Raw genomic sequence first — 17,313 nt, 5'->3', positions numbered from 1 at the left:
ATATAAAAAAGCCCGGAAGAGTCCGGGCTTTTTTATATCGGCGATGTGCTTAACGCAGCATCTGCTCGACCATACGTTGATCGTCGATCAGTTCGCGCTGCCGGGCGTCGATGCGTGATGCCAGTTGGAAATTGTTGGTGGCGCGACGTTTGGCAAAGTCGAGTTGCTCGATCGCCTGGCGGTAGTCGCCGACCAGGGCAAAGAACTCCGCACGTGCCTGATGCAGGCCGATGGTGTTGCCGCTGAGGCCGCGCACCTCGGCGACCAGGTACCAAATGTCCGGGTCTTTCGGGCGGTTCTTCAGCAGCTCATCGAGGGCGCGTTCGGCATCCTGGATGCGCCCTTGTTTCATCAGCAGGTCGATGCGCGCCTGTTTCAGTGGGTAGTTGTCCGGGTACAGGCCAAGCAGTCGGGTGAGGCGGCTCTGGGCATCCGGCAGGCGGCTTGAGGCCATGTCCAGTTCGACCTGCGCCAGGTTGTAGACGACATCGTCGGGCGCTTTTTCCAGCAAGGGTTGCAGGCTCTCGCGGGCTTGTTTGAGTTGACCGCTTTTGATCTGCGCCAATGCCAGGCCATAGCGTGCAGCCTCAAGCTTGGGGTTTTCATCGAGCATTGAGCGGAAGCGTTTGGCGGCCAAGCCTGGCGTGTCTTCGTAGAGCAACTGCACGCGTGCGCGCATCAATTGGTAGCGTACGCTGTCGGTAATCCCCCCCGCGCTGTATTGCTCGGCGCGGTTGCGCGTATCGGCGATCCGCGACTCGGACACCGGGTGCGTCAGCAGGAACTCCGGTGGCATGCGGTCATAGCGGTATTGGCGCATCAAACGCTCGAACATGCTCGGCATGGCGCGCGGGTCGTAGCCGGCTTTTTCCAGGTTGACCAAGCCAATGCGGTCGGCTTCCTGTTCGTTTTGCCGGGAGAAGCGCCGCTGTTCTTGAATCGCGGCGGCTTGGGTTGTGGCAATCGCGGCGATCCCTGCATCGCCGGCGCCGGCTGCCGCGGCAATGATCCCGGCGAGCATGGCGGCCATCATGGGCAATTGCATGCGCTGTTGGGCTTCCAGGCCGCGGGCGAAGTGGCGTTGTGACAAATGCGCGAGTTCGTGGGCCATTACCGAGGCGTATTCGGCCTCGGTCTGCGCGTAGAGGAATAGGCCGCCGTTGACCCCGATGATCCCGCCGGGTGCGGCAAAGGCGTTGATTTGCGGGCTGTTGAGCAGCACGAACTCCAGGCGCCGGTCTTGTACTTGGCTGGTTTCGCCAAGTCGATACACGCTGGTTTCGACAAAGTCCTTGAGCTGTGGATCGGACAGCTGATCGACCTGGCCGCGTACCAGGCTGAGCCAGGCGCGACCGAGTTGGTGCTCTTGCTGTGGCGAAACGATCGCCGAGCTGGCGTCGCCGAGTGACGGCAGGTCGCTCGCTATGCTGGGCTGGGCGAGCAGGCAGGCGAGCGTCAACAGGGTAGGGCGCAGAACATTCATGCACAGGGCTCTTGGTGTACGAAGCCGTTACTGTAGCCGGGCAAGCGCTTGCCTGGCCAGGGTTGTGGCGCCTTGGGTATCCTAAGGGCCTGTGTGGTTAGTTCAATTAGTCAATTTCGGCGCCCGCGGCCCTGATACGGCGTTGGCGCTCCTCGCCATAGCCCGCTATGACTCGTCGCGCCGCCTTGTCTCAGAACCTCGGCCATCCGAACTTGAGTTAACCAACTAAGCGTACAGGCCACTAGGGGCAGATTCAGGAGAGATTGAATGAGCGATACGCACGAGTGGAGTGGGGCCTGTGATGCCGAGGTGGATGCCTGTGGGTTGAATTGTCCGCTGCCGTTGCTCAAGGCCAAGCTGGAGTTGAACCGTCTGGCCAGCGGCGCGGTGCTGAAGGTTACGGCGACAGATGCGGGCTCGCAGCGTGATTTTCGCGCGTTCGCGACGTTGGCCGGGCATAGTTTGCTGCGTGAAGAGGTGGACGCGGGTGTCTACCGTTATTGGTTGCGCAAAGCCTGAGGTGGTCTCGGGTGGGATTTTGCTGTGGTCCTGAATTAAGGAATGTCGATGCTTAAGGTGCTACGCGAGTGGCTGCACCGTTATTTTTCGGATGAGCAGGCCGTGGTATTGGCGGTGCTGCTAATTGTCGGTTTCGCGGCGGTTCTTACGCTCGGCGGTATGCTGGCGCCGGTGCTAACGGGGCTGGTGCTGGCGTTTCTGATGCAAGGCCTGGTGAATGCGCTGGAGCGCTTGCGGTTACCGCAGATCGCTGCGGTGTGGTTGGTATTTGCCCTGTTCGTCGGGGCGCTGGCGCTGTGCCTGCTGGTGTTGATGCCCTTGCTCTGGCAGCAACTGAGTAACTTGTTCAACGAGTTGCCGCGCATGCTGGGCGAATGGCAATCGGTATTTCTATTGCTGCCGGAGCGCTATCCGAACCTGATCACCGATCAACAGGTGTTGCAGGCTATCGAATCGGCTCGCGGTGAGGCCGGCAAGTTCGGCCAGTGGGCACTGTCCTTCTCGCTGTCCAGCTTGCCGGTGCTGGTCGGCATCATGATCTATCTGGTGCTGGTGCCGATTTTGGTGTTCTTTTTCCTCAAGGATCGCGAACTGATCAGCCAGTGGTTTCGCAGTTATCTACCGCGTGAGCGGGCCCTGATCAGCCAGGTTGCCGAGGAAATGAACCTGCAGATCGCCAACTACATTCGCGGCAAGGTGATCGAGATCATTATCTGCGGGGTGATTACCTATATCGCCTTCGCTGCGCTGGGCCTCAATTATGCGGCGCTGCTGGCCTTGTTGGTGGGCTTGTCCGTGGTAGTGCCTTATATCGGCGCGGTGGTGGTGACCGTGCCAGTGGCGTTGATTGGCCTGTTCCAGTGGGGCTTCAGCGACCAGTTTCTCTATCTGATGGTGGTGTATGGGGTGATCCAGGCATTGGACGGTAACGTGCTGGTGCCGCTGCTGTTCTCCGAGGCGGTGAACTTGCATCCGGTGGCGATCATCTGCGCGGTCTTGCTGTTCGGCGGGCTGTGGGGCTTTTGGGGGGGGGTTTTCGCCATTCCGCTGGCCACCTTGTTCAAGGCGTTGCTGGTTGCCTGGCCGCGCACCGAGCCGCTGCCGCCAAGCGTTTAAGCACTAACAAGGTGGCGATGAGCTGGCGTTACGTGTGGGTGCGTAGCTCAGGCAGTTTTAGGCGTTGTGCAGCGCCTGTGCTGCCGCCAGTACCGCCTCGACATGGCCTGGAACTTTCACGCCGCGCCATTCCTGGCGCAGTACGCCGTTTTTGTCGATGAGGAAGGTGCTGCGGTCTACGCCCAGGTATTCCTTGCCGTAGAGTTTCTTCAGTTTGATCACATCGAACAGTTGGCAGAGCGCCTCGTCCTTGTCGGAGATCAGTTCGAAGGGAAACGCTTGCTTGCACTTGAAGTTCTCGTGCGACTTCAGGCCATCGCGGGATACGCCGAACACCAAGGTATTGGCCGCCTGGAATGCCGGGTAGTGATCGCGAAAACCCTGGCCCTCGGTGGTGCAGCCCGGGGTGCTGTCCTTCGGGTAGAAGTAGACGACCACCTGCTGGCCTTGCAGTGCGGACAGCTGAACCTGCTGGCCGCTGGTCGCCTGGGCCTGGAAATCTGCAACCGGGGTGTCGAGTGCTACGGCCATAAAACGCTCCTTAGGCGGGGGTTTGTGGGCGCCAGGGTTCGATCAGGGCGTCCAGGTTCAGCGCATCGGCGAAGTCGAGGAACTGGTCGCGCAGCCAGCTGATTTGCGTGCCGGCCGGCAGGGTTACGGTGAGGGTGGCGTTGAGCATGGTGCCACCGGTCTGCGGTGCCTGGTAGGTGTCGCAAGTGAGGCTTTCCAGTTCGACATGGTGATCGATGAAGAACTGACACAGCTCGTTAAGGATGTCCGGGCGGTAGACCGAACTGACGTAAGCCACATAGGGCAGCGCTTGTGGACGATTTTCTGCGGCGCCGCTGCGAATCACATTGACCGAGAAGGTATGTTTCTTGGCCAGCGATGGCAGGCTCGACTCAAGGCGGGCCAGGGCATCCCAGCTGCCGGAAATCTGCAGGACCAGCGCGCTGAACTCGCCATGGCGGCTCAGGCGGGTGTTGACTACGGCGCAACGGTTCTCATGACTGGCACGGCACAGTACGTTGGTCAGCTCCATGGCGTTGGGGCCGAGCGCACTGATAACCAGGAATTGTTCGCGAACTTGGGGGGTGGACATGCAGCCTTCCTAAACGATGAACGGTTGGCCCGTAGAAACAGTGCCGAGCAAAGCCGCAAGGGTAGCGAAAACTGCTGCTCAGGGGAATGCTCGCCAGTGGCCAACATCTGCAATGTGCAGGTGTTTGCAGAGAAAAACCGGTTGTTGTCTGGCCTTGCACTTCGCTTGTGCAAGGCTGGTGGCGCCAGTACCATTACCGCTCTCTTTTTCCGGCAGGAGCGGTTGCATGATTGCGGGCAGTATGGTGGCACTGGTCACGCCCATGGATGCGCAAGGTGGTCTTGATTGGGACAGCCTGAGCAAACTGGTGGATTTCCACCTGCAAGAGGGCACCAACGCCATCGTCGCGGTCGGCACCACGGGTGAGTCCGCAACGCTGGAAGTGTCCGAACACATCGAAGTGATCCGTCGTGTGGTCGACCAAGTGGCCGGGCGCATTCCGGTGATCGCTGGCACCGGTGGCAACTCCACCCGTGAGTCGGTCGAGCTGACCCGCGCGGCCAAGGACGTCGGCGCCAACGCCTGCCTGTTGGTGACGCCGTACTACAACAAGCCGACCCAGGAAGGCTTGTACCAGCACTTCCGCCACATTGCCGAAGCCGTGGCGATTCCGCAGATTCTTTACAACGTACCTGGGCGCACCGTTTGCGACATGCTCCCGGAGACCGTCGAGCGTCTGGCGAAAATCGACAACATCATCGGTATCAAGGAAGCCACTGGCGACCTGCAGCGTGGTCAGGATGTGCTGGACCGGGTGAGCAAGGACTTCCTCGTGTATTCCGGCGACGATGCTACCGCCGTCGAGCTGATGTTGATGGGCGGCAAGGGCAATATCTCGGTGACCGCCAACGTCGCGCCACGCGCCATGAGCGATCTGTGTGCCGCCGCCATGCGTGGCGAGGCCGCCATCGCCCGCGCGATCAACGACCGCTTGATGCCGTTGCACAAGGCGCTGTTTATCGAGTCCAACCCGATTCCGGTGAAGTGGGCGCTGCATGAAATGGGCATGATGCCCGACGGTATCCGCTTGCCGCTGACCTGGCTCAGCCCGCGTTGTCATGAACCGCTGCGTCAGGCCCTGCGCCAGTCCGGCGTATTGGTTTAATTGAGGAAATACTACGCATGAAGCGACTGGCCGGACTCTCCGCACTTGCTCTGATCATCACCCACACCAGCGGCTGCGGCTGGATCTATGGTGAAGACGGCTATTTCCGCGATCGTGGTAGCGACTACCTCACCGCCCGGCAGACCGCGCCAATGCAATTGCCGGCCAATGTCGAGTCCAAGCGTCTCGATCCGTTGCTGCCCGTGCCGCAGCAAGTGGCTACGAGCACAGCCGAGGGCGAGTACGAAGTACCGCGTCCACAGCCGTTGGCCGTGCGTGCCGATGCCAGTGAGTTCAGCCTGCAGAAAAGCGGTGAGTCGCGTTGGGTGGTTGCTCAGCGCGTACCGGCCGAAGTCTGGCCGGTGGCGCGTCAGTTCTTTGAGGACAATGGCTTTCGGATTGCCGACGAGCGTCCGCAGACTGGTGAATTCAACACCGCATGGCAGCGTTTCGATGAATTGTCCGCCTCTATGGCGCGCCGTTTGAGCAGCCGTGTATCCGGCGTCGCCCCGGATGCCGAAACCCGCGTGCGGGTGCGCATCGAGCCGGGTGTGCAACGCAACACCAGCGAAATCTTCGTGGTCAGCGCCGAGCGCCCGGCCGGTAGCAGCGCCGACGTGGCATTTACCAGCCGTAGCGGTAACCCAAGCCTGGACGCTGCGTTGCTCGACGAAATGTTGGTAAGCATGGCGCGTAGCGCTGAGCAGGGTGGTTCCGTTTCCTTGCTGGCGGCCCGCGACTTCGATGCGCCTAACCGCGTCAGCCTGTCGGAAGACGGCAACGGCAACCCGGTGCTGAACCTCGGCGCCGATTTCGACCGCGCCTGGTCCGGTATCGGCCGCTCGCTGGAAATGGCCGATGTGCGCATCGACGACCTCAACCGCACCTTGGGCGTCTATTACATCAACTTGGCCGAAGGCGCGCAGACGAAGGACGAAGAGCCCGGTTTCTTCAGTCGTCTGTGGGGCAGCGAACCGACCAAGGAAGAAATCGACGCGCGTGCCGAGCGCTACCAGGTGCGTCTGACGCCGGTCGGCGACAGCGTGCAGGTCACTGTGGAAAAAGACCTCAACACCATTGCGCCGGCGGATGTCGCGCGTCGCGTGTTGGGCCTGATCCAGGAAAACCTGGGCTAACCAGGCTGTACGTCCAGGTGTAATACCAATAGGCGAAACCCGGTGGGTTTCGCCTGTTTTGTTTGTTAACGGGCATGCCACGAATGATGCCCACGCCGTCGTCGTATGCCCGTTGCCCTCATCCGGCGCTACGCGCCACCTTCTTCCTGGGGGAGAAGGGGACCAGGAAGGCCTCGCTGCGCGACTTTCACGCTAAAGGCGGAAATCCCGATATGACCACACCCTCGACCCTGAGCCTGAAGAAAATCTACTCGGGCAAAGTCCGCGACCTTTACGAAATCGACGCCAAGCGCATGTTGATGGTCGCCACCGATCGGCTCTCGGCCTTCGACGTGATCCTCGCCGAGCCGATCCCGGACAAGGGCAAGATCCTCACCGCGATTTCCAACTTCTGGTTCGCCAAGCTGGCTGGCCTGGTGCCTAACCACTTCACCGGCGACAAGGTCGAAGACGTGGTGCCGGCTGCCGAGTTGCCGCTGGTCGAGGGCCGTGCCGTGGTCGCCAAACGCCTCAAGCCGGTCGCGGTGGAAGCCATCGTGCGTGGTTATATCGTTGGTTCCGGCTGGAAGGAGTACCAGAAGAGCGGCACCGTCTGCGGCATTCAACTGCCAGCAGGCCTGCAGGAAGCCTCCAAGCTGGCGCAGCCGATCTTCACTCCGTCGACCAAGGCCGCCGTTGGCGACCACGACGAAAACATCTCCTTCGAGCGCTGTGAGGCGATCATCGGTGCCGAACTGGCAGCCAAGGTGCGCGACACCTCCATCGCCCTGTACAGCGCCGCCGTCGAATACGCTGCCACCCGCGGCATCATCATCGCCGACACCAAATTCGAGTTCGGCCTGGATGAAGACGGCACCCTAACCCTGATGGATGAAGTGCTGACGCCCGACTCCAGCCGTTTCTGGCCGGCGGAAAGCTACGTCGAAGGGAAGAATCCACCGAGCTTTGACAAACAATTCGTCCGTGACTGGCTGGAGTCCACCGGCTGGAACAAAGAGCCGCCAGCCCCGGCAGTACCCGCCGACGTCGCACAGAAAACCGCCGATAAATACCGCGAAGCGTTGATCAAGCTGACTGCCTGATTGGCTGTCGTACGCTGAAAAACGGTGGCGTTCTCGGAGTGGTTGCCTCTGGAGAGGCGCGCTGTTGTAGAAGGAGCCCTGGCCGCGCGCGTGCCCATGTTTGAGTCGCCTGTTGGCCAGTGCTAAACCGCCCCAGGCGCGCCTGTCGGGCACGTTCTATCCGCCTGGTTATCGCAAGCACCTGAAAGCATGCGAAAAAATTACTAATCGGGCTTCGCCAAACGCGCTTCTGCTGCTATCATGCGCGCCGCCACGGGAAGATGCCGGAGTGGCCGAACGGGACGGATTCGAAATCCGTTGTGTTAGCGATAGCACCTAGGGTTCAAATCCCTATCTTCCCGCCATATAGCAATACGTCTAAGCCCTTGAAGTTATTAAATACTTCAGGGGCTTTTTCTTTTTTGGCGGAAAGCTTAGGACTAAATTCGGGCCAAATCACCTGTTTGCAGTCCGTCATTGACCGCCTGAGTTCTCAGTAAACCTCATCATTTCAGACACGATACCGACCATGCTCTTCGTGTTGGTTGGTAGAAAAACCCCTGAAGTTTGCGCTTCAGGGGTTTTTGTTTTTCTGTGTGGCTAACGGTTGCCGGTTTACTTTCGCCGCCACTGCCCTTGCAGTTGGATGTACTGCCCGGGCGGGGTCTTGTCGATGGCTTTTTGCCCGGCGATGGCTTCTACGTCGCTGAGTTGGATGCCGTTCTGGGTCGCTAGCTTCTGGTATTCGGTGCGGCGGGCCTGGTTGATCAGGCGGGCAATCTCGTCGGCCTGGCTGCCGCTTGCACTGACTACGCCGAGGTAGCCGTTGGGCATTTCGCCGAGTTGGCCGCTGGCTTTGGCGTCGCCGAGGGCGGACATGGCTTCGTTGAGGTTCAGGGCGAAGGCCGGCAGGCTCAGGCTGAGCAGCAGTAGCAGGCTGGCGATGGATTTAGTCAGGCTCATGGTCGTGCTCCTCAAAACAGGCCGCTGGATTCGCTGAACATGCTGTCCAGGGCTTTATCCACCTTGATGTAGATTTCGTGCTCGATCTTCACGTTGAGGTTGATATTGATCGGCTCATTGGGCATCGCCAGCTGTACCGTGGGGGTACAGGCCGTGCTCAGCAGGCCCAGCAGTAGGGCGGTGAAACAGCGATGCAAGCGCATGGCGCTCTCCTTGGTTGCGTACAGGCCACTAGGGCTCCTTCGGGGCGGTTGCCGCATTGCGTTCCAGCATGCGTTGCTGCACCCGCCGCTTGATGATCTCGTTGACCTTATCGGTCAGTTGCAGGCTTGCCAACAAGGTGGGGATGTCTTCCTCCAGGTTGATGTTGAAGTGGATCGGTCGGCCCTGTTCGATGGCTGGATTTTGCCCTTCCAGACGCATGCCCAGGCTTAATTTGCCCTGCTGATCATAGTTGACCTGGCTGCTCAGGGTCGTGAAGCGGAAGTCTTCCAGCGATTGCGTGACCAATTGCATGGCCGGGTTGCTGCGGCCCAGTGCGCGGATGCGTTCGGAATGGAACTGCAAACGCCCACCCGGCTGGCGCGCGGTCAATTGCCCCTGTTCGATCACGATGCTGTTGGCGCCGATGCGCAGTGGCAGGTGCCCGTCGATTAGGCCGTTACCTGCCAAGCCCTCCGCTGGGTAGAGGGTGAAAAAGCGCTCGAGTTCCAGACCTTGCAGTTGCAACGGAAAGAGCAGGCTGTCTTGCGCCAGATTCCACTCGCCGGGATTGAGCTGGAGCGTGCCGCCCATCACTGCGCTCTGGGCCTGGTGCAGCTGGAGTCGGCCTTTATCCAGTTGGGCCAGCACGGCGTCGTAACGGCCGCGCAGTTGCAGTGGGCCAATGGGGATGCCGGGGTCGGCCTGTTCCAGGCGTAGCGAGTCAACCACCAGGTGCAGCCGTTGTTGCTCCAGGCTGAGTTGCAGGTGGCCGTCCAGGCCGCTCAGTGCGGTGCGGTCATAGATGCCGGCAAGGCCTGTGCTGCTGAGCTCAAGTTGTATCTCCGGTGAGGTGCGGTTGGCGGCCAGGCGCAGTGTGGCGTTAGCGCTCAGGCGGCCGTTGTTCAGGTCGAGCAACGCCGGCCAGGCGGCCAGGGTCTTGGCCAGCGGATTGCCCGCCCGGAGAAATACTTCCGGCAACTGGGCGGACAGCAGCAGGCCGTCGCCTGGGTTTTGTTGCAGTTGCAGGTTTAGCTGCAGGTCGCCATCCGTGGCCAACTGGCCGTTTAGCGCGATGCGTTCTTCGCTCGCAGTCAACTGCCCGTGCCAGCGCCAGCCTTGTGGGGTGAGGCTGGCATGTTCGATACGTTGCGCCGTCACCCTGGTGGGGCCGTCCAACTGCCAGGTGCGCCAGCGGCCGGCCTGGAGTTGGGCCCGCAGCTGCAGGCCGGTTGTGTTGGCGAGCAGCTGCTGTAGGTGCAGTTCGGCGCTGCTCAACTGGCCCAGGCTGAGTTGCGAGCCTTGTTTCAGGTGCAGATTCAGGTGTTCGCCATCCAGGTAACCATTGAGCTCGAGTCGGGCTTGCAGGTTGCTCAGTGTCCAACTATCGAATGCAAGGTTGGTGCTGTTGGCGGCAAGTTGTGCATCGACCACTTGCAGGGCCCAGGGCGGTGCATTGGCCAGGGCCAGTTTGGCGTGCAGTTCGACGCTGCTCGGACCACTGCTGCTCAGCTGGATTGCCAGTGGCAGGGCGCGCTCGGCCAGATTGCTTGGCAGCTCGCTGAACTGGGCGGTCGGCTGGATGTTCAGGTGCAGTGAGGTCGGGCGCAGCGCCTCGGGTAACTCGCGCAGTTGCGCGGCGGTGAGTTCGTCGAGTTGCAGGTCGGCGCTCAGTTGCTCGGCGAACCATTGTCCATTCAGTGCGCGCGCGGCGAGGGTGAAATTGCCCTGTAGCCGGCCAAGGCCCGGCAGGGTCCACGGTTCAGGCAGGGTGAGGCTGGCATCGAGTTGGCCGGTGGCGGTGCGCAGCCGTTCCAGGTCGAGGGCGCCGGGGGTTAATTGCAGGTGCCAGTTCGCTGCCAGGTGGCTGGCGTTCGGTGCGTTTGGTGCGGGGTACTCAAGGGGCAGCGCCCACTCGCTTAACCAGTCTTGCAGCACGGCGGTCTGGCTGAGGTTGGGGGCGGACAGGTTGCCGCGCCACAGTGGCCCGGTAGGGCTGTTATGTACGCTGCTGTGCAAACCGAGTTGTGCTTGATCGTTGATGGCCAGCGCCAGTTGTAACTCCAGCGCCTCGGCCTCGCCTTGCAGGCGTGCGCTCCAGGCCAGGCGTGCGTCGTCGTGCCGCAGCGTGAGCTGAAGCTGTATGTCCAATGGCGTCTGCGCTTGCTTGAGCAGTTGCAGGTCGCCCTGCAGCGTGCAGCGGCCGCTGGCGCAGGGCAGTTCGGCAGAAAAGTCATCGATACCCAGGCTGCGCGGTACTTGTGTCAGCCAACTGCCGAGTTGCTCGAGATCCACTGGCGTGCTGCTTGGCGCCGCCGCTGGCGAGTCGGCCGCGGGGTGCCAGGCGACCGTGAGCCGGCCGAGCCGAATGTGCTGCCACAACGGCAGCGATGCGCTGAATTGCCGCCAGCTCAGGTGCAGGTGCTCGGCCTGTATGCGCATCTGGCCTGCTGCGGTGTGCTGCAGCAGCGCGAGGTGTGCCAGGTGAATGCCGTCCCGCGATAGGCTCAAGCCCTGCCAGGCAAAATCACGGATGTGTTGGCGCTCCAGCAAGCGCGTCCAGCTGAAGTAGCTGGCGCCACCGAGCAGCATCAGCAGGGTGAGCACGCTGGTGATTCGCAGCCAGTTGCGCCGGCTGATCATGGGCACGCATCCATCGTCGGGCGGTTGGGAGTCAGGACGTTAACCCATGCGTCTCGGGCTGCCAATCATCGCTGTGCGCGATTTGTGTATTTACGTCATTGAGTATTAGACTTGTTGCAGATGAATCACTGAGGGCGAGCGCTATGAGCGCACTTGTTCGACCGGTTGCCGATGCCGATGCGGTATTGGCTAAAGCCTTGCTCAATACCCGCGAGCAGCTTGGACTGACGCAACAGGAGCTGGCCAACATCGTTGGCGTGCACCGCACGGCGATCACGCGCTGGGCCGACAGTGGCCTGCGGCCGCAGAGCAAAACCGGTGAGCTGGCGCTGTTGTTGATTCGTGCCTACCGCGCGCTGTTTGCTTTGTTTGGTGGCAACTTGCAGGACATGCGGCATTTCTTGCGCACTGAGAATCGTCACCTGGCGGGCGTTCCCCTGGCGTTGATGGTGCAAGTGCAGGGGTTGGTGCACGTGGTGGAGTACCTCGACGCGATCCGCGGGAAGGTTTAGGCACACAGCCTGTCGGGTGGATGGCGCGAGGACGCCTTCTGATACGCGCGGATTTCACCCGGCCGACGATTCTGGCGATCACTCGGATAAGGAATAACCGCCATGGACATTTGGCAGGAGTGCCGCGGTAGCGAGCAACTCAAACCGCTGCGGGGGCGTCTGGTGCGGCTGGTCGAGAGTCAGGAGCAGGTCGCCACCCTGCAATTGGTGGGTAACCTGGCCGAGCAGGCACTGCTGGAAGAGTTGCTGGAAACCAGCAAGCCGCCGTTGCCGCGCAGTGCCGAGCCATTGCATTACTTATTGAAAACCCCCTTCCGCTATCCGCCGCTGCGCTGGGGCTCGCGTTTCGGCACGGTGCACGAGCCCAGTCTGTTCTATGCCGCTCTGCGTCTGGATACGGCAATGGCTGAGGCGGCCTATTACCGTTTCGTGCTGTGGGATGGCATGACCAGCGTGCCACCCAGCGGCCGCATTCTTTCCGAGCACTCTTCGTTTGAAGCGCGCTACCAGGTCGCGCGCGGTATTCAATTGCAGCAGGCGCCGTTCAGCGACTTCCAGGCGCAGCTTAGCCACCCGAGCGATTATCGGCCGACCCAGGCGCTGGGCGCGGCGATGCGCGCCGCTGGGGTCGAAGCCTTCGAGTATCGTTCGGCGCGTTGCCCGTTGGGCGGGCTCAACGCTGCCCTGTATATCCCGCAAGCGCTGGCGGAAAAGCGGCCGCGCAACGTGATGGCCTGGTTGTGCGAAACCACGGCCAGTTACGTGGCTTTCAAGAATGCCCAGGCGCCGGACACGCCGCGGGTGTTCCGCTGGGATGATTTCCTGGTGGCGGGGAGTTTGCCGCTGCCGGCGTGATGGACCGTACGTCGGGCATTCGCAGCGATGGTTGCCCTATAGGTGAATCGATGACGGCGCGCGCACCGGCTTGGCGCAGTCGCAGCGAATGTGTCCCTGGCCATTCCACGCTAGGCCGCCGTCGCTTGAACTTGGGCGGTGTCTGTCGAGTGGGTGTTTGTCTGCACAAGCCGTTGCGCCGCTCTCGCTGGCAAGCGCCAGGCTGGCGAGGTGCATTGAGCGGCCTGTGCGCAGGGCCGGGCAACGGCCCTGTCAGGCCCGGCAAATGCCCTGAAAAAGGGCATGCCAGAGGGCCGGCGAATAAACTTGTGCACAATTGCGAAGCGCCTTGTCAAGGATGAGTTTGTGATAGGCGTAAATCCTTGATTCTGCATAAGGATTTTTTAAGTCAATGAAAAATATGAATTTTTTTCGCTGGTGAAAAAATCGTCAGTTTGACCGCAGGCCCCATACCATCAGTGATCAGGGCGCTTGCTCCCATGTTGTCCACTGACTTATCCACAGCTTCTGTGGATTGTCCCAAGCGCTTGCTCTAGGCCGCGGTTAAGGGCGATTTACCGGGCTTTACCTCGGCGAAAAAAGGTGTAGAGTTGCGCGCCTTTCCGGCTACCGCTGTTTCTTTATGCCCCGCGCACTCCCCGCTTTACCTGCTCATGCAGTGTCTTCCCGTTCGCGCCTGCCTTTGCGCGTTGCACTCTGGCTGTTGGATAGCCCGCGTTTCGGCCATGCGCCGAGCGTGAAGCGGTTTGCCGGACGCCTGCTCAAGCAACCCGCACGTCAGGGCGTGGTTGTGGCGCAAAGTCGCCTGGGCCAATTGCTCTGCCGTGATTGCGGGAACACCCGTGATCGGCGTATCGGTTTCGAACTGCTGCGCCAAGCGGCGCGTGCCGGCGATCGTCGCGCGCAGCTGGAGTTGGGCCGGTTCTGTAGCCAGCCGCGTAACCACGAACCTCAGCAAGCCCGTCATTGGCTGGAGTTGGCCGCTGCGCAAGGCTCGCAAGAAGCCACACGCCTGCTGACGCACCTCTGATCCACGCCTGACCGCTCTGCACGGGCCTGGGTATACTGCCCGGCAGTCTTGCGCGGAGCTGCTTATGCCAATTGATCTACCCAGTCTGCTGATCGGCCTTGCGAGCGGTGCCGTGCCCTTGCTGCTGCTGGCGTGGTCGCTGCAACGGCGGGCGGCCAGTGCGCAGTTCGAGTGCAGCCTGTTGCAGGAGCGCCTGGGCAGCGCGCAATTGGCCCAGGCGGGGCTGAGCGCACAGCTCGATGCCAGCCGCCAGGAAATCGCCGAGATTATCGAGATCAAGGCCGATCAGCAGGCCGAGCTGGCGGCACTGCGCCGCGAAAGCGACTTGCTGCAACAGGAGCGCCAGATCGCCCGCGACGCGGCCCTGGCCTGGCATGCCCAGCGTGAGCAGCAGGAAGGCGAAATCCGTCGTCTGGATGCCCAGCGCGCCGGTCTGAGCGCCGAATTGAAAGAACAGCAGGACAACCACCAACAACGCCTGAATGACCTGCAAGGCGCGCGCGATGAACTGCGCGCGCAATTCGCCGAGCTGGCCGGCAAGATCTTCGATGAGCGTGAGCAGCGCTTTGCCGAGACCAGCCAGCAGCAGCTCGGCCAGTTGCTCGACCCGCTCAAGGAACGCATCCAGTCCTTCGAAAAACGCGTGGAAGAAAGCTACCAGCAGGAAGCCCGCGAGCGCTTTTCCCTGGGCAAGGAGCTGGAGCGCCTGCAACAGCTCAATCAGCGCCTGGGTGATGAAGCGACCAACCTGACGCGCGCCCTCAAGGGCCAGAAAACCCAGGGCAACTGGGGCGAGTTGGTACTGGAGCGGGTACTGGAACACGCCGGTCTGGAGAAGGGCCGCGAGTACCAGACCCAGGTCAGCCTGAAGAGCGCCGACGGCGAGCGCTTCCAGCCGGATGTGCTGATCCAGCTGCCGGGCGACAAGCAGGTGGTGGTGGACGCCAAGGTCAGCCTCACCGCTTACCAGCAGTTTATTGCCGCCGAAGACGAGCCGAGCCGGCAACTGGCGCTGAAGCAGCATGTGCTGTCGCTGCGCAGCCATTTGAAGGGCCTGTCGCTGAAGGATTATCAGCGTCTGGAGGGCCTGCACAGCCTGGACTTCGTCTTGCTCTTCGTGCCAATCGAGGCGGCGTTCGCGGCGGCGTTGCAGGCCGATCCGGGGTTGTTTCAGGAGGCCTTTGATCAACATATTGTCATCGTCAGCCCGACTACCTTGCTCGCCACCTTGCGGGTGATCGACAGCTTGTGGCGACAGGAGCGGCAGAGCCAGAACGCCCGTGAAATCGCCGAACGCGCCGGGGCGCTGTACGACAAGTTCGTCGCCTTTATCCAGGACCTGGATGAAGTCGGCGCGCGCCTGCAACAGCTGGACAAGGCCTATGCCGGGGCGCGCAACAAACTCTGCGACGGCCGCGGCAATATCATCAGCCGGGTGGAAAACCTCAAACTGCTCGGTGCCCGTGCCAGCAAGAGCCTGCCCGCCGAGTTGCTCGAGCGGGCCGCCGGGGTGATGGTGCTGGATGATGAGACGGCCGAGTAGGGCGTGCAGCGTGTCAGGAAGGCGTAGGAGCGGGCCATGCCCGCGAACCCGCGTCGATGGGCCATTTCGCGGCCACGGGCCGCTCCTGCGGGTTAGGCGCTGACTGCTCCCTTCTCGGCGGCCGCCCGCTGCGCTGCCGGTGAGTTGGCCAGGTAATCCAGCGCCACGCGGATATCGCCTTCGGTGCGCGGGTGATAGCTGGGGTTGAAGTAACGCAGCACCGAGCGGCCAATGCTGCCCATGCGTGGTAACAGCCCGCGTTGGCCCAGGTGATACCACAGGCGCAGAAAGCCCGGACGGTAACGGGTGACCGGGTCCTGGCGCATCATGGTTTTCATCCCGGCGCTGAACAGCAAGATCAGCGCCGGGGTGGCAATCAACATATAGACCCAGCGCATCAACAGGCTGCCGCCGATATGCACGTGCAGGTCGTGGGCCACGCTGCGGTGTTCGACTTCTTCGGCGCCGTGCCAGCGCAGCAGGTCGAGCATCACCGGGTCGGCATGGTCGAGGCTGCGGGTGGTGATGATCCAGTCGCCCAGTACGCAGGTGAAGTGTTCCACCGCGGCGATCAGCCCGACCCGTTGACGCAGCCACCAGGGTTGCAGGGCGCGGCTGATGGCGTTGTCACCCAGCGGGTAGTCGCACAGCACGCGCTCGAACAGCCAGTGGATCGGCCCGGTAAACGGTGTCGGGTCGATACCGTGGCGCAGCAGGTAGGGCGTCAGCGCGCTGTCGTGGGCGCGGGCGTGTTGCGCTTCCTGCTTGACGAAACCCTGCACGTCGTCGCGCAGCTGCGGGTCGCTGACCAGCGGCAGGGCCTTGTTGTAGACCCGGCAGAACCAGAACTCGCCGGCCGGCAGGATCAGGTGCAGGCTGTTCATGATATGCGAGGCTTCCGGCTCGTTCGGCACCCAGTGCAGCGGGGTATCGGCGAAGTCGAAGCGGACTTTGCGTTGTTCCAGGCGGTGCTCTGCGGTCATCTCGATTCTCCTTATCAGCCCGCCAGGCTCAGGCGCGCCAGCGCGTTGCCGCTTGCGCCACCCTGCACATGCGCGGTGAATTCACGCAGCCAGGTGGCCAGTTGCTGCGGTTCGGCCAGCAGTTGCCAATGCCCGGCATTCACCTCGCGGCGCCACAGCTTGGGGGCCCACTGCGCCAGTTGCTCGAACAGTTGCGGGCGCACGAAGCGGTCACGGGTTGGCACGATCAACTGCACCGGCACCTGAGTGTGGCGTTGGCGCGGCGTGAACAGGCTGCGGATAAAGTTGGCGCGGTACAGCTTGACCCCGTGCACGCCGTCGGAGCGCTGGCTGCTGCTGATGGGCACATTGCGCAGCCCTTCGATCTGGCGCAGCAGCTGCGGCCAGGCGCGGTCCAGGCCCAGGCGCCAGGTCAGCTCCGGCAGCAGCGGGGTATGAAACAGGCCGATATACCAGGAGCTGAGCAGTTGCCCGAGCACTTGCAGCAAGGCCCGTGGGCGTTTTTGCTTGAGCTTGTCGCGCATCCAGTGGCCGACATGGTCCAGGCACGGGCCGGAGATGCTGGTGTAGGAGGCCAGCAGCGGTTGGATGCGTGGCTCGGTCACCGCTTCCCAGGCCTGAATCGAGCCCCAGTCATGGGCCAGCAGATGCACCGGCTGCTCGGGGCTGAGAGCCCTGATCACCGCTTCCAGGTCATTCGCCAGCTTTTCCAGGTGGTAATCCAGGCGCTTGCGCGGAATATCCGATGCGCCAAAACCGCGCACGTCGTAGGCGATGATCTGGTAATCGGCGGCCAGTTCGCGCACCAGCGGCAGCCAGATTTCATGGTTGTCGGGGTAGCCGTGCACCAGCAGCAGGATCGGCCCGCTTGGGTTACCCCAGCGGTACACCGCCAGCTCTACGCCATCGCCCTGCACCCGCAGCGGCTCGGCCTGCCGGAGCACTACTGGCACGTTCATGCGTACACCTGGCGCAGGTCGAGTGGCCGCGAGGGACGAGGGCGCTGGGTGGATAAGGCGAGGCAGATAGGCATGCAGCGTCTCCAGGTCATGGCTGACTGT

General features: G+C 62.0%; 17 protein-coding genes and 1 tRNA gene. 10 read left to right on the top strand and 8 right to left on the bottom strand.

The features are described from left to right. Positions 1–49: 49 nt before the first annotated feature. Entirely contained in the window at positions 50–1,483 is a 1,434-nt protein-coding gene (locus tag B3M58_RS06810; RefSeq protein ID WP_296217829.1) for a M48 family metalloprotease, read from the bottom strand. Positions 1,484–1,750: 267 nt separating this feature from the next. Between B3M58_RS06810 and B3M58_RS06805 the strand changes: the two genes are divergently transcribed. Together B3M58_RS06805 and B3M58_RS06800 are read left to right on the top strand one after the other, a co-directional pair. Next, on the top strand, positions 1,751–2,002 hold the full coding sequence (locus B3M58_RS06805) for a sulfurtransferase TusA family protein (RefSeq protein WP_296217827.1): 252 nt from the start codon (positions 1,751–1,753) through the stop codon (positions 2,000–2,002). Positions 2,003–2,050: 48 nt separating this feature from the next. Continuing rightward, on the top strand, positions 2,051–3,118 hold the full coding sequence (locus B3M58_RS06800) for an AI-2E family transporter (protein ID WP_296217826.1): 1,068 nt from the start codon (positions 2,051–2,053) through the stop codon (positions 3,116–3,118). A 57-nt stretch (positions 3,119–3,175) separates the two neighbouring features. Here B3M58_RS06800 and B3M58_RS06795 read toward each other — a convergent pair whose 3' ends face one another. Together B3M58_RS06795 and B3M58_RS06790 are read right to left on the bottom strand one after the other, a co-directional pair. Continuing rightward, positions 3,176–3,649: a peroxiredoxin gene (locus tag B3M58_RS06795; protein ID WP_296217825.1), complete on the bottom strand. Its 474-nt coding sequence runs from the start codon at positions 3,647–3,649 to the stop codon at positions 3,176–3,178. 10 nt (positions 3,650–3,659) lie between these two features. Continuing rightward, positions 3,660–4,220 (bottom strand): glycine cleavage system protein R, encoded by a 561-nt coding sequence (locus tag B3M58_RS06790; RefSeq protein WP_296217824.1) that lies wholly within the window; start codon positions 4,218–4,220, stop codon positions 3,660–3,662. A 226-nt stretch (positions 4,221–4,446) separates the two neighbouring features. On the opposite strand from B3M58_RS06790, the gene dapA reads away from it, so the two are divergent. The 4 genes from dapA (at position 4,447) to B3M58_RS06770 (ending at position 7,887) form a co-directional block, all read left to right on the top strand. Further along, positions 4,447–5,325 carry a 4-hydroxy-tetrahydrodipicolinate synthase gene (gene dapA / locus B3M58_RS06785; RefSeq protein ID WP_296217823.1) on the top strand — a complete coding sequence of 293 codons (879 nt, stop codon included), beginning with the start codon at positions 4,447–4,449 and terminating at the stop codon, positions 5,323–5,325. A gap of 17 nt (positions 5,326–5,342) precedes the next feature. Further along, positions 5,343–6,461 carry an outer membrane protein assembly factor BamC gene (bamC, locus tag B3M58_RS06780; RefSeq protein ID WP_296217821.1) on the top strand — a complete coding sequence of 373 codons (1,119 nt, stop codon included), beginning with the start codon at positions 5,343–5,345 and terminating at the stop codon, positions 6,459–6,461. Positions 6,462–6,673: 212 nt separating this feature from the next. Beyond that, a complete protein-coding gene (locus B3M58_RS06775; RefSeq protein ID WP_296217819.1) occupies positions 6,674–7,543 on the top strand; it encodes a phosphoribosylaminoimidazolesuccinocarboxamide synthase in 870 nt (289 codons plus the stop codon). Between the two features lie 254 nt (positions 7,544–7,797). Beyond that, positions 7,798–7,887, top strand: a tRNA-Ser gene (locus tag B3M58_RS06770). A gap of 250 nt (positions 7,888–8,137) precedes the next feature. Here the strand turns inward: B3M58_RS06770 and B3M58_RS06765 are convergent. Genes B3M58_RS06765 through B3M58_RS06755 form a run of 3 tightly spaced genes read right to left on the bottom strand, consistent with a single transcriptional unit; the run spans position 8,138 to position 11,329 of the window. Next, on the bottom strand, positions 8,138–8,485 hold the full coding sequence (locus B3M58_RS06765) for a YdbL family protein (protein ID WP_296217818.1): 348 nt from the start codon (positions 8,483–8,485) through the stop codon (positions 8,138–8,140). An 11-nt stretch (positions 8,486–8,496) separates the two neighbouring features. After that, the gene (locus tag B3M58_RS06760) at positions 8,497–8,688 is read right to left on the bottom strand and encodes a YnbE family lipoprotein (RefSeq protein WP_296217817.1); all 192 of its coding nucleotides are present in this window, start codon (positions 8,686–8,688) and stop codon (positions 8,497–8,499) included. 28 nt (positions 8,689–8,716) lie between these two features. After that, positions 8,717–11,329: a YdbH domain-containing protein gene (locus B3M58_RS06755; RefSeq protein ID WP_296217815.1), complete on the bottom strand. Its 2,613-nt coding sequence runs from the start codon at positions 11,327–11,329 to the stop codon at positions 8,717–8,719. 143 nt (positions 11,330–11,472) lie between these two features. On the opposite strand from B3M58_RS06755, the gene B3M58_RS06750 reads away from it, so the two are divergent. The 4 genes from B3M58_RS06750 (at position 11,473) to rmuC (ending at position 15,269) form a co-directional block, all read left to right on the top strand. Next, a complete protein-coding gene (locus B3M58_RS06750; protein WP_296217813.1) occupies positions 11,473–11,841 on the top strand; it encodes an MbcA/ParS/Xre antitoxin family protein in 369 nt (122 codons plus the stop codon). Between the two features lie 102 nt (positions 11,842–11,943). After that, positions 11,944–12,696, top strand: coding sequence for an RES family NAD+ phosphorylase (locus tag B3M58_RS06745; protein WP_296217811.1), 753 nt, complete (start codon positions 11,944–11,946; stop codon positions 12,694–12,696). A gap of 622 nt (positions 12,697–13,318) precedes the next feature. Further along, positions 13,319–13,726 carry a tetratricopeptide repeat protein gene (locus tag B3M58_RS06740; RefSeq protein WP_296217809.1) on the top strand — a complete coding sequence of 136 codons (408 nt, stop codon included), beginning with the start codon at positions 13,319–13,321 and terminating at the stop codon, positions 13,724–13,726. Between the two features lie 178 nt (positions 13,727–13,904). After that, positions 13,905–15,269, top strand: a complete 1,365-nt coding sequence (rmuC, locus tag B3M58_RS06735) for a DNA recombination protein RmuC (RefSeq protein WP_296217858.1) — start codon at positions 13,905–13,907, stop codon at positions 15,267–15,269. A 92-nt stretch (positions 15,270–15,361) separates the two neighbouring features. Here the strand turns inward: rmuC and B3M58_RS06730 are convergent, their stop codons facing one another. Then, a complete protein-coding gene (locus B3M58_RS06730; protein ID WP_296217807.1) occupies positions 15,362–16,252 on the bottom strand; it encodes a metal-dependent hydrolase in 891 nt (296 codons plus the stop codon). A 14-nt stretch (positions 16,253–16,266) separates the two neighbouring features. After that, a complete protein-coding gene (locus B3M58_RS06725; RefSeq protein WP_296217806.1) occupies positions 16,267–17,211 on the bottom strand; it encodes an alpha/beta fold hydrolase in 945 nt (314 codons plus the stop codon). Positions 17,212–17,313 lie beyond the last annotated feature (102 nt).

The sequence above is a fragment of the Pseudomonas sp. UBA2684 genome (assembly GCA_002354655.1).
Lineage (GTDB): Bacteria > Pseudomonadota > Gammaproteobacteria > Pseudomonadales > Pseudomonadaceae > Aquipseudomonas.
The sequence above is the reverse complement of the archived record's forward strand: the minus strand, read 5'-3'. Positions and strand labels throughout refer to the sequence as shown.